10 protein-coding genes are annotated in these 12095 nt (G+C 66.1%); 3 read left to right on the top strand and 7 right to left on the bottom strand.

Going from position 1 to position 12095, the window contains the following annotated elements; all coding sequences use genetic code 11:
- Positions 1 to 95 precede the first annotated feature (95 nt).
- The 5 genes from J2X98_RS11730 to acs form a co-directional block, all read right to left on the bottom strand.
- Positions 96 to 884: a DeoR/GlpR family DNA-binding transcription regulator gene (locus J2X98_RS11730; protein WP_141945953.1), complete on the bottom strand. Its 789-nt coding sequence runs from the start codon at positions 882 to 884 to the stop codon at positions 96 to 98.
- 58 nt (positions 885 to 942) lie between these two features.
- Complete coding sequence (locus J2X98_RS11735) at positions 943 to 1857, bottom strand: carbohydrate ABC transporter permease (RefSeq protein ID WP_141945954.1); 915 nt, start codon at positions 1855 to 1857, stop codon at positions 943 to 945.
- Positions 1854 to 2819, bottom strand: a complete 966-nt coding sequence (locus J2X98_RS11740) for a carbohydrate ABC transporter permease (RefSeq protein WP_141945956.1) — start codon at positions 2817 to 2819, stop codon at positions 1854 to 1856. Before J2X98_RS11740 ends, J2X98_RS11735 begins: the two co-directional genes overlap by 4 nt.
- A gap of 87 nt (positions 2820 to 2906) precedes the next feature.
- The gene (locus tag J2X98_RS11745) at positions 2907 to 4217 is read right to left on the bottom strand and encodes an ABC transporter substrate-binding protein (RefSeq protein ID WP_307308211.1); all 1311 of its coding nucleotides are present in this window, start codon (positions 4215 to 4217) and stop codon (positions 2907 to 2909) included.
- 206 nt (positions 4218 to 4423) lie between these two features.
- Complete coding sequence (gene acs, locus J2X98_RS11750) at positions 4424 to 6445, bottom strand: acetate--CoA ligase (protein ID WP_307308477.1); 2022 nt, start codon at positions 6443 to 6445, stop codon at positions 4424 to 4426.
- Positions 6446 to 6851: 406 nt separating this feature from the next.
- On the opposite strand from acs, the gene J2X98_RS11755 reads away from it, so the two are divergent.
- From J2X98_RS11755 to J2X98_RS11765, 3 genes are read left to right on the top strand one after another with little or no spacing between them, the layout of a single operon-like run.
- Positions 6852 to 8297: an NADH-quinone oxidoreductase subunit J gene (locus J2X98_RS11755; RefSeq protein WP_307308214.1), complete on the top strand. Its 1446-nt coding sequence runs from the start codon at positions 6852 to 6854 to the stop codon at positions 8295 to 8297.
- A 43-nt stretch (positions 8298 to 8340) separates the two neighbouring features.
- Positions 8341 to 9135 (top strand): endonuclease III, encoded by a 795-nt coding sequence (gene nth / locus J2X98_RS11760; protein ID WP_307308480.1) that lies wholly within the window; start codon positions 8341 to 8343, stop codon positions 9133 to 9135.
- Complete coding sequence (locus tag J2X98_RS11765; RefSeq protein WP_141945961.1) at positions 9132 to 9809, top strand: NUDIX hydrolase; 678 nt, start codon at positions 9132 to 9134, stop codon at positions 9807 to 9809. Before nth ends, J2X98_RS11765 begins: the two co-directional genes overlap by 4 nt.
- 3 nt (positions 9810 to 9812) lie before the next feature.
- On the opposite strand, the gene J2X98_RS11770 is transcribed toward J2X98_RS11765, so the two are convergent.
- Both J2X98_RS11770 and J2X98_RS11775 read right to left on the bottom strand, forming a co-directional pair.
- Positions 9813 to 10001, bottom strand: coding sequence for a YegP family protein (locus J2X98_RS11770; RefSeq protein ID WP_141945963.1), 189 nt, complete (start codon positions 9999 to 10001; stop codon positions 9813 to 9815).
- A gap of 159 nt (positions 10002 to 10160) precedes the next feature.
- Positions 10161 to 11897 (bottom strand): bifunctional 3'-5' exonuclease/DNA polymerase, encoded by a 1737-nt coding sequence (locus J2X98_RS11775; RefSeq protein ID WP_307308219.1) that lies wholly within the window; start codon positions 11895 to 11897, stop codon positions 10161 to 10163.
- Positions 11898 to 12095: the final 198 nt, after the last annotated feature.

Here is a 12095-nt window from a genome sequence, read left to right on the forward strand (position 1 = left end):
TCTCTTTCAGCGTTCGGGTTGCGTTCTGACTTGTGACAAGAGGAAAAAAACCGGGATAGCGAGGATCCCGCAGTCCTGCGGCTGCCCTTAGCGTTTCAGGGCTGCCCGGCGATCCGCAGCCGGCTGACACTCTCCTCAAGGATGCGGCGTGCATCGGCGGAAAGGCCGGCGTCGCTGATCACCTCGTCCGCCTCCTCAAGGGCGGCGATGGTGCTCATGCCCTGGGTGCCCCACTTGGTGTGGTCCGCCAGCACAACGAGCTTGCGTGAGGCGGCCACGAACGCCCGGTCCGTCTCGGCCTCCAGGAGGTTGGGAGTGGTGAAGCCTGCATCGGGGTCCATGCCGTGCACCCCCAGGAACAGCAGGTCAAGGTGCAGCTGCTTCAGGGCCGCCGTCGCGATTGGTCCCACGAGGGCGTCCGAGGGAGTGCGCTCGCCGCCAATCAGGATCACGGTGGAGCCGAAAGGTGCACCGGCCGCTGCACCCTGGTGGAAGAGATCGGCGATGCGCACGGAGTTGGTCACCACCGTGATCCGGGGGCCCTTCACCAGTTCCTGTGCCAGTGCCCAGGTAGTGGTCCCGGCGCTGAGGCCCACCGCCATTCCCTCGTGGACCATCCCCGCGGCTTCGACCGCGATGGACCGCTTTTCGGCCGGAAACTGCGTGGACTTCAGCTCGAATCCGGGCTCATGGGTGGTGGCGCCGCCGGGAAGTTTGGCGCCCCCGTGGATCCGCTCCACCTTTCCGCTTTCCTCCAGGAGCTCAATGTCCCGGCGGACGGTCATGAGCGAGACCCCCAGCTGCTGGGCGAGATCTGACACGCGGACCACCCGTTCCCGCTGGACTGTGTCCACGATGGCCTGGTGTCGTGCGGCGGGGAGCATTGAAATCCTTTCAGGAGTGGATAGGGGGAGGTGCGTCCCCGTCAGTGTCCATCTTCACCTACCCTTTGCTGGAACCCAGCGTCAGGCCCGCCACAAACTGCCGCTGCAGGAGGAGATAGATCACCAGCGTGGGGATGACGGTGATGACCGCACCCGCGGCAAGGAGGTTGTAGTTGCTCAGGAACTGTCCCTGCAGGTTATTGATGGCGGTGGTGATGGGGAGCCGGTTGCCGCTCTGGATGAAGAGGAGCGGCCAGAAGTAGTCGTTATAGATGAAGATGACCTCAAGGGTGCCCAGCGCGGCGAACGCGGGACGGCAGAGCGGCATGATGATCTCGCGGTACTGCCGCCAGATACCCGCACCGTCCACCAGCGCAGCTTCGGTCAGGTCCGGGGAGAGCGCCTTCATGTAGTTGGAGAGGACGAACGTGCAGAACCCCATCTGGAACGCGACGTGGATGGCGATTACCACGATGTACGTGTTCAGCAGGTTGCCGGAGTCGCTGAACGAATACGGCACCTCCAGGTGTTTGGCCATCTCGAAGAGGGGCGCAGCCAGGACCTGCGGGGGCAGGAGGTTGCCGGCCGTGAACATGATCAGCAGGGTGATGTTGAATTTCCAGTTCACCCGGCTGACGGCGAATGCCATCAGGGAAGCAAGGAATAGCGTCAGAAGGACGGCGGGGACCGTGATGATGACCGAGTTCCAGAAATACGTGGCGAACCCGCCTTGGGTCCAGGCCTGGACGAAGTTGTCGAAGTTGAAGTCCCCCGCCACGCTGAAGTAGCCATGCTCGTTGGTGGAGGCAACGGGCCGGAGCGCGGTGAACAGGGCCCACCCCAGCGGAACCAGCCACATGACAGCCATGGCCACAAGGAAGATGTGTGTCCCGTAGTGGCGCTTGGGCCGGCTGCCGGAGCGGGACAGGATGGTGGTGTCGTTCCCGGCGGTGCGGGCAGTGGCAATGCTCATGATTGGTTCTCCTTGCCGAAGGTCCGGCTGAGGTAGAAGACGATGGGGACGAGCGAGATGACCAGGAGGACCACCGCCAGGGCGGACCCGACGCCGATGACTTGTCCCTCGCCCACCAGGTTCTGGATCACCAGGGCGCTGAGCATTTCCAGGCCGTTGGTGCCGCGGTTGATGACGTATACGACGTCGAAGGCGCGGAGGGACTCGATGATGGTGATCACGACGATGACAATGTTGATGGGGCGCATGGCCGGGAAGACCACGCGGAAGAAGGTCTGTACGGCATTGGCGCCGTCGATGGCTGCGGCTTCCTTCAGGCTCGGATCGACGCCCTTCAGCCCTGCCAAATAAAGGAGCATGACGTAGCCGGCATGCCGCCAGGTGGCTGCGATGAGGGCCGCCCAGATGTTGACCGAGGAGTCTCCGAACCAGTCCACGGCGTTCGGCGTGCCGGCGGTGCCCAGGAGGAAGTTCAGGAGCCCGTTGTCGCGCTGGTAGAAGAGCTGCCAGATGATGCCGATCAGGGCGAGGGACAGCATGACGGGCGCGAAGAAGATGCTTTGGTAGATCTTGCTGCCGCGGATGTTCTGGTCCAGGAGCACGGCCAGCAACAGGCCCAGCGGCGTGGCGATCAGGGCCAGGAAGAGAAGCCAGAGCATATTGTGCTGAACCGCGGGCCAGAACGGCGGGTAGTCCTGGGAGATGAATTGGTAGTTTTCGGCTCCCGCCGGACGGATGTCCGCCAGGTCCAGCCCGTTCCAGCGGGTGAAGCTAAGTCCCACGGACATCAGCGTGGGCAGCCAGACGAGGGCAAGTTCGATCAGGGTGGGGATGCCTACCATCAGGGACAGGACCAGTTTGTCCCGCCCGGACAAACGGCGGACGCGCCCTCCTTTGATGGCGCGGGGGCGGGCAGGTTCCCGGGCTTCCGGCGGGATCAGTTCTTGTGCGGTGCTGCTCATGGAAATCTTTCCCTTGCTGGGGCGTGGTGCAGGTGGGAAGGACGACGGCGGAAGTTCCCTGCCGCCGTCGGCCTCCCTTTGATGGGACTACTGCGCTGCGTAAAGCGTCTTGGCCTGGGCCTCAAGGTTCTTGACGTCCACGCTGCCGTCCTTGATGAAGCTCTGCAGGGCGGGGATCATCACGTTGTTGGCCATGGCCGGCAACGCGTCGCGGTCAAAGAACTGGCTGATGTACTTGGCGTTCTTGATGGTGTCCGCGCACTTCTTGTTGAGTGGCGTGAACTTTGAGGTGTCCGCACCATTTGCGGTTGCGATATTCGAGTTGTCCACCTTGGCGTAGGCGTCCTGGGCCTCGGGTGTGCCGAGGAACGCCAGGAAGTCCCGCGCCGCCTTGTTGTCGCCGCCCTTCTTGGACAGCAGCAGGCCGTCGATGGGGGCTTCGACCGCATCGCGGCCTTCCATGGCAATTTCAGGGAAGGCAAAGAAATCGATGTCGGCGAGGACCGTGGGGTCGGTGAACTGCTGGGTGACGAAGGAACCAAGGAGGTACATGCCGGTCTTCTTCGCTTCCAGTGCCTTTGCCGCGTCCTGCCAGGTCTGGCCGAGTGCCGCCGGATCCTGGAACGGAAGGAGCGCCTTCCAGGTGTCAAAAACGGTGCTTACCTTCTGCTGGTCCCAGGATTCCTTGTGGGCGCAAAGGTCCACGTGGAACTGGTAGCCGTTGAGCCGCATGTTCAGGTAGTCGAAGGTGCCCATGGCGGGCCACCCGTCCTTGTCGGCGAATCCGATGGGGATGATGCCGTCGGCCTTCATTTTAGTGGCGAGCGTCTTCAGCGCGTCGAAGGTTGCCGGAACCTCATAGCCTTTTTCGGCCCAGAGGCTCTTCCGGTAGAAGAACCCCCACGGGTAGTTGTAGTTGGGAACGAAGTACATCTTCCCGTCGGGGCCGGTGGAGGCCTTCTTCAGCGCATCGGAGAAATTGCCGCCGATGGTCTGCCACACGTCGTCAATGGGGGCCAGGAGCCCCTTGCCGGCGTAGTACTGCATCCGGTAGCCGGCAAACCACGTGAAGGCATCGTCCGGTGAGCCCTGCAGGTAGGAGTTGATCTTGTTCTGGAAATCGTTGTGGGGGACAACGTTGGTGGTGACCGTCTTGCCGGTTTTGGCGGTGAAGGCGTCGGTGACGGCCTGGTAGGCCCGCTTGGGGACGTCGTCCGAGGCCCCCGAACCGAAAGTCAGGCCGGACGATGCCGAACCCGTGGCCGAGGGGCCGCTGCCGCCCGTGCAGGCCGCCAGGAACGGGATGCCGGCAAGGCCTGCTGCCCCCACACCGACGGTCTTGAGGATGGTCCGCCTGCTGGGCAATGCCGTGGCCGACGCATCGAACTTTGAAGGCATGTTCTCTCCCTTGAAAAAATAGCCGCGTGTGAGACACCTCACATGGAATGACTATAACCTCGCAAAAGCGAACATGGAAGAACGTCAAGTAACATTTCTGACATCAAATTTTTTGAATCGTCACAAACAAAGTTGGCGCCGCCTTCCCCGTGATCACGGGTCAAGCGGCGCCAATTAGGGCCCGATGGCGGAATACTAAGCCGATGTTACTTTCTGAGCGACTGTGCTATTTCCTGCATGATCGTGGGGTCGGACAGGGTAGTGGCGTCGCCCGGATCCCGGCCTTCGGCGACGTCCTTGAGGAGGCGGCGCATGATCTTGCCGGACCGGGTCTTGGGCAGTTCAGGCACCACCAGGATGTTCTTGGGTTTGGCGATAGGCCCGATTTCCTTGCCCACGTGGTTGCGCAGTTCCTGCACCGTTTCGTCGCCGTTGTTTGCGGCATCGCCCCGGAGGATGACGAAGGCGACGACGGCCTGGCCGGTGGTTTCGTCCGTGGCGCCCACGACGGCGGCCTCCGCCACTGCCGGGTGGCTCACCAGGGCGGATTCGATCTCAGTGGTGGAGAGGCGGTGCCCGGAGACGTTCATGACGTCATCCACCCGGCCGAGCAGCCAGATGTCGCCGTCCTCGTCCTTCTTGGCGCCGTCCCCGGCGAAGTACATGTTCTCGAACCGGGACCAGTAGGTGTCCTTGAACCGCTCGGGGTCGCCCCAGATGCCGCGGAGCATGGAGGGCCAGGGCTCGCGGATCACCAGGAAGCCGCCGTGGCCGTTGGGGACCGATTCACCCATCTCGTCCACCACGTCCACGGCGATGCCGGGCAGCGGCACCTGCGCCGAGCCGGGCTTGGTGGCGGTGACGCCGGGCAGGGGGGCGATCATCTGGGCGCCGGTTTCGGTCTGCCACCAGGTGTCAACGATGGGGGCCTTGTCCCCGCCGATGACCTTGCGGTACCACATCCAGGCTTCGGGGTTGATCGGCTCGCCGACCGAGCCCAGCACGCGGAGCGAGGTGAGATCGTACTTGGCCGGGATGTCCGAGCCCCACTTCATGAAGGTGCGGATGGCGGTGGGGGCCGTGTACAGGATGGAGACCTTGTACTTCTCCACAATCTCCCACCAGCGGCCCTGGTGCGGGGAGTCCGGGGTGCCTTCGTACATCACCTGCGTGGCGCCGTTGATGAGTGGCGCATAGGTGACGTAGGAGTGGCCGGTGACCCAGCCGACGTCGGCCGTGCACCAGTACACGTCCGTTTCCGGGTGCAGGTCGAAGACTGCCCGGTGGGTGTAGGCGGTCTGGGTGAGGTAGCCGCCGGTGGTGTGCAGGATGCCCTTGGGCTTCCCGGTGGTGCCGGAGGTGTAGAGGATGTAGAGCGGGTGCTCGGAATCGTGGCCCACCGCGGTGTGCTCGGCCGATGCCGTGCCCACCGTGTCAGCCCACCAGTGGTCCCGGCCCTCCTGCCATGCCACGTCCTGTCCGTTGCGCTTGACCACCACGACGTTCTGCACGGTGTGGCCGTCGTGGGCAAGCGCGTCGTCGACAGCGGGCTTAAGGGGGCTTGGCTTGCCACGGCGGTAGGTGCCGTCGGCGGTGACCACCAGCTTGGCCTCCGCGTCGTCGATGCGCGAACGCAGGGCTTCTGCGGAGAACCCGCCGAACACCACGGAGTGGACCGCGCCGATGCGGGCGCAGGCCAGCATGGTGATGACGGCCTCGGGGATCATGGGCAGGTATACGGCTACGCGGTCGCCCTTGGCGACGCCCAGGGATTCGAAGGCGTTGGCGGCCTTCTTCACCTCCGTGGTCAATTCCGCGTACGTGTAGGTCCGGGTGTCGCCTGGCTCGCCCTCGAAGTAGATGGCGACGCGGTCCCCGTTGCCGGCCTCAACGTGCCGGTCCAGGGCGTTGTAGGCGGCGTTGAGCTCACCGCCCACGAACCACTTGGCGAACGGCGGATCGGACCAGTCCAGGGCCTGCGTGAAGTCCTTGCTCCAGGTCAGCAGCTCCCGGGCCTTCTTGGCCCAAAAGGCCGGGCGGTCGGCATTGGCTTCCCCATACTCTGCTTCGGTGACAACCGCGTTGGCCGCGAATTCGGGGCTGGGCGGGAAGGCACGTGTCTCGTGCAGGAGGTTCGCAAAGGCGTCGCCCTGATGGCCTTGCTGATCTGCGGCCTGGGCGGAAGCGGACGGAACGGTGGCCGTGGAGCTGGGAGTGTCCTGGGACATGTGAACCTCATCATTCATAGATCTTTGCTGCGCGGGACGCCGCCGCGGCAGGACCCGCCGCTTGCACGGCGCCGGGCTCCAGCCGGGGCGGACGAACCGCAAAGAGCTGTTCCGCAACCAAGCCTAATGCTTGCCGCGCGCCTCTGTGCGCCGCGTCACAAATGCACCAGCGAGCGGCATTTTTTAAGCGGTGAATGGCGTCTTGATGATGCCGCCGCCGGCCCCCGCGGCCTGTGCCAGGTAGTGATCAGCTTGGCTGTTGACTAGGCTGAGATGGAATTGTGACTTCACTTGGGACCGCTCCGGCAGCAGGCGAACAGTGCCTCGCCGGGTCCGGACCGCTTGTCAAGACGGCACAGTCTTCGGGTCCCGACAGGCCCGGTGCCGCCACGCTAAGGAGAGCAGAATGAACCAGCAGAGCTTTGGGCAGCGATCGGGCCCGCAAACCGGGGCGGAGGCCGGTGGCCGCGGACCCGCCGCCGGGGGATCGGCACCGGCTGCCGCCGGCACCGCAGCCAAGGGACAGGCTGCAGGGCAGAAGGCTGGCTCCGGAAAGCTCGACCCCAACGCCAACCAGGCCGTCCTCGGCCCGTTCACGGTCCGGGACCTTGCCGTCTTCGCCGGCACCCTGATCCTGTTTGTCGCTTCACTGCTGCCCCTGTTCGGTGCCAGGTACAACCTGTGGAACCTGAACAACCTGTTCTTCCTCGGACTGGGCATCATCCTGCCGCTGATCGCGAGTGCCCTTTTCGCCGCACGCCGCTTGGCACCCGCCACCAAAATCCGTGTGGGTTCGCTCTCGATCGACCAGTTCGCCTCCGTGGTGGCGTCCTTTGCGCTGGCCTTCTTCTTCCTTTCGGTGGCAGGAGCTTACGTGGCCAGCCTGCTCGTGGGCCTCGTAGGGTCCGTGGTCCTGTTCGCCGCCACGGTGCTGGGCCGTTTCCTGCCCTACCTGTCCGGCGACTTCAAGGACCGACCGGAAGCGCCGGCGCACCTCGTGGCCCGGGAAGCTGCGGTCCCCACCCGGAAGCCGCGGGCCCCCAAAGCGCCCAAGCCCGAATCCGGCTCCAACCAGTCAAAGGGTGGCTTCAAGGGCCCCGGTATCTTCGGGGGTGCCGGTGCCGGGTCCTCAGCCGTCCAGCCTGGAACTCCTGGACCTGGCCCTGAGCGCGACGGGTCCGCCCACATGCCCGCCACCGCAGCAGTGCCCGTAACCACCGCGGGGGCTGCCGGCGCTGCAACCGGCGCCGCCGGCAGCCATGCCCCGGCGGCCGAACCCGGGGCAGCAGCAGGCCACGCAACCGCGCAGCCGCCCACCCCGGCTTCGCCTGCGGCACCTTCGCCTGCGGAAGCTTCGCCCACCGCAGGCGCCCCCGCGCCGGCTGCCGCATCGCCCGTGTCAACCGCACCCGAAGTCTCCGACCGGACACCCGACGTGGATGCCGGACCGCCCACCCAGGCAGCCGACGTCGTCCGCCCTGCTTCCGCACCCGCTGTGGAGGAGACCCGGCACGGGGACGTCCCGGCAGGCAACGCTCCGCAGCCGGCGTGGGAGCCGCCCGCTGCCACCGCCGTCCACCAGCAGGTCCGTGCAGATCAGCCCATCGGTGCAACAGTGGACCCGGCCGGACGGAACGACGATACTGATGGCCATCCAACCCACGAGGCCTTTTGGTTCGCCGTCGCACAGCACCGCACCGCGTTCGATCCCCGCACCGGCGCGCCTGCTTTCGTGATCGAACCCGGCGGGTGGGTGCTGGCGCTTGAAGACCGGGGCCATGAATTCCTGGTCCAGCACACTGACGGACGGCTGGGCGTCCTGCGCGACCTCAGTAACATCGAGCGCGGCTGACGCCGTGGCCGGGGTCCGCTCCAAAGCCGGCCAGGCCGCCGGGATGCCGGTGGTCTCGTCGGAGTCAGTCCTCGCCCTGAAGCGGCGCGCACGGCGCATCCACCGGGCCCTGGCCGAAAAATACCCCTACGCCCATGCGGAACTGGATTTCCGCAATCCGTTCGAGCTGCTTGTGGCCACCGTCCTGTCGGCACAAACCACTGACGTCACCGTCAACCAGGTCACCAAGGTGCTGTTTGCGCGCTGGCCCAACGCGCGCTCGCTGGCCGAGGCGGACCCCGCCGAGCTTGAGACCATCCTCAAGCCCACGGGATTCTTCCGCGCAAAATCACGGAACGTCCTTGCGCTGTGCACCCGCCTGGTGGACGGCTTTGACGGTGAGGTCCCCGGCCGGATGGAGGACCTGGTCACGCTGCCCGGCGTCGGCCGCAAAACGGCCAACGTGGTGCTGGCCAACGCCTTTGGCATCCCGGGCATCTCCGTGGACACGCATTTCGCCAGGCTGGCCCAACGGTTTGGATGGACGCAGTCCGGGGATCCCGTGCAGATCGAACAGGACGTGGCAGAGCTGTTCGAGCGCAAAGACTGGACCATGCTGTCCCACCGCGTGATCTTCCACGGCCGCCGCGTCTGCCACGCCCGCAAGCCTGCCTGCGGTGCCTGCCCCGTTGCAACGTGGTGCCCCAGCTACGGCCTGGGGGAGACCGACCCCGTCAAAGCCGCCAAACTCCTCAAATACGAGCTTGCCCCCGGCAGCGAGGAACTGCTTGACCAGTACCTCGCTGAACAGCACAGGGCTGCCCAGATCAGGATGGCTTCGCAAAAGAGGGTTCCATGAGCGCACGCCACGACCTGGCGGAGCTGGTCCGGCGGGCGGAATCCGGAAGGGCCGGCCCACCGGACCCGCGGTGGGCCGCACTCACTGTGGATGCTGCACGTGCCCGGAGGGCCGCCGTCCTGATGCTCTTCGGCATACTCGATGACGTCCCTGCTGAATCGGACAAACCGCTGGCGCCCGCAGACCTCGACGTGCTGCTCCTGGAGCGCGCGCACACTCTGGGGTCGCACCCGGGGCAGGTGGCGTTCCCCGGCGGCACCATCGACAGGGGCGAAACGCCCGTCGCGGCGGCGCTCCGGGAAGCCGAGGAGGAAACCGGGCTGGACTCGGAGGGCGTGGAGGTACTGGGCACGCTGCAGGACCTCGGACTGGCGCACAGCAACTTCCTGGTGACCCCGGTCCTGGGCTGGTGGCATTCCCCGTCGCCGGTCCGGGTGGTGGACTACGCCGAATCCTCACAGGTGTTCCGCATCCCGGTCCGGGACTTGCTGGACCCGGACAACCGGGTGATGGCCACCGTGCACCGGGCAGGCCGCACCTTCGACAGTCCTGCCTTCACCGTCAACGGGGTGGTGGTGTGGGGATTCACCGGGATAGTGCTGAGCGGCCTGTTCGACCAGCTCGGCTGGTCTGTCCCGTGGGACCGGAACCGGCTGCATCCCATCGGGGCCTAGGTATCAGGCCTGCTGGCGCAAGTCCACCACGATGCCGGTAGCCGCGTTTTCGCGCATGGCCCTGATGCCGTCGCGGAGGTGGTTCAGGGACTTGAAGGTTGGCGAAACCGCAACAGTGTTGCCCTCGGAGTCGGTGAGCCGCAGCCGGTACGATTCATCGCCTGCACGGTGGATTTCAAATCTTCCCGCCATGGACGGGGACCTCCCTGGATATGCGTCATTGCATCAGTGTGGACCGGTCTGCTTCAGTCGCCGCCTTTGACTGTAACGTCCGTCACCGGGCCCGTATAGCTACCACCGGGTAGGTTACTTTGCGTCTCGTGAATCCGGCAGCAGCCCCATCTGACCCTGCTATTTGGCCAGGTCATAGGAGTCGACGACGGCGAGGCTGACCGGGAACTCCACGGGGATGGGGCCGAACAGGAGCTCCTTGGCAGCTTTGGCTGATTCTTCGATAGCCCTGATGCAGGGGTCCACGCTCGCCGACGGCGCATGCACCATCACCTCGTCGTGCAGGAAGAAGACCAGTTCAGGCCGCACACCTGCGTTGGAGCCCCCGGCAGCTGTCGTTTGGAAGGTGCGCAGCCGCCGTCGTAATTCTGCAAGCCAGCACGCCGCCCAGTCCGCCGCCGAGCCCTGGACCACGAAGTTACGCGTGAAGCGGCCCCGCGACCGGGCGATCGACTCGGCCCGCCGCTGCTCCTCGGCCGTGGCCGACCGCTGGCTTTGGAACCAGCGCTCCGACGGGGGAGGGCTGCTGCGGCCCAGCCTCGAGGTGACCGTTTGGCCTGCTTCGCCCGCCCGTGCCGCCCGCTCCACGAAGTCGACGGCGCGTGGATAGGTGCGGGCCAGCTGCGGCATCAGCCGGCCCGCTTCCCCGGACGTGGCCCCGTACATGGCTCCCAGCAGGGCCATTTTCGCTTTGGCCCGGTCCCCGCCGAAACCCTTGGCCGCGATCCCGGCGTAGAGGTCCTGGTCCCGGGCCGCCTCCGCCATGGTGGAATCCTTCGCGAGGGCCGCCAGGACGCGCGGTTCAAGCTGGGATGCGTCGGCGACGATGAGCTTGTGGCCGGGATCGGCGTGCACGGCACCGCGGACCTGCCGCGGAATCTGCAGGGCACCGCCGCCGCGCGATGCCCAGCGCCCTGACACCACTCCACCCACCACGTACTCGGGGCGGAACCGGCCGCCGTCCACCCAGGCGTCAAGCCAGGACCAGCCGTTGGCCGTGTGCAACCGGGAGAGCTTCTTGTACTCGAGAAGCGGCTCGATGGCCGGGTGGCTGGACTCCCTCAGCTCCCACTTGCGGGTGCTCTTCACCTCGATCCCGTTGCGGTGCAGGGCCCGCATCAGGTCCTGTGGCGAATCCGGGTTGAGTCCGGGGGCGTTAAGCAGGGAACGCAGCTCCGCGGCAAGGGCTTCGAGCTTTTGCGGACGCTGGCCGGCAGGCGGCCGCGGTCCCAGGTGATCGGCCAGTATCTTTTCGTGCAGGTCCTCGCGCCACGGGACGCCTGCGTGCTGCATCTCCGCTGCCACCATCGCGGCCGCAGACTCCGCCGCCAGCAGCAGCTGCAGCCGGTTCCGTCGGTTTTCCGCCGTGTCCACGGCAGCCACGGCGGCCTGCTGGGCGGCATATTCGCCCCGGAGGTCCGCCAGGGACCAGCCAGGCGCGGTCCCGGCGGAGGGGGCGTCGAACAGTGCGCCCTGGTCTGCCGGGGGACGCGGCGGCAGCAGCGCTTTGGGGGGAAGCGCCGGGTCCTCCACGGGCACCCGCTCGCTGTTCAGGGCGTACTCCGTGTGGGCGCTGAACTGTGAAAACGCCAGGATGTTGCCGCAGAGGCTGACGTCGTAGCACCGCTCCACCTCCACCCCGGAGGCGAGCAGCCGGGGGTACCAGTCCTGCGTGCGGCGCCAGATCCAGCGCGGCGGCTGGCCGCCGGGGCGCTGGGCTTCCATTTCGCGGACGACGGCGGCAAGGTCGCTCAGTGCCACCACTTTGGGTTCGGAGTTGGCTGGCTGGGTGCTGCCCGCCTGGGTCAGTTCCTGGATGGCCGCGCCGCGGGGGTGGGCGGCGAGCAGCAGGTACATCCTCCCATTCTGCCCTGTCCGGGGAGCGTCCGGATCCGGGTTGTCCACATAAGGGATGTGCTCCCTTATCTGCGTTCCGCCCCCGCGGCAGAGTGGCTCCATGAGCAGGCACCAGATGAACGCATCCCCGTCCCGGCCGGAGGGTCCGGGCGGCTCCTTGCCGCCGGGGGGAACGGCGGCATCTTCCCGCGGGAGTTT

Origin of the sequence: Pseudarthrobacter enclensis (assembly GCF_030811655.1) — a bacterium.
Taxonomy (GTDB): Bacteria; Actinomycetota; Actinomycetes; order Actinomycetales; family Micrococcaceae; genus Arthrobacter; species Arthrobacter enclensis_A.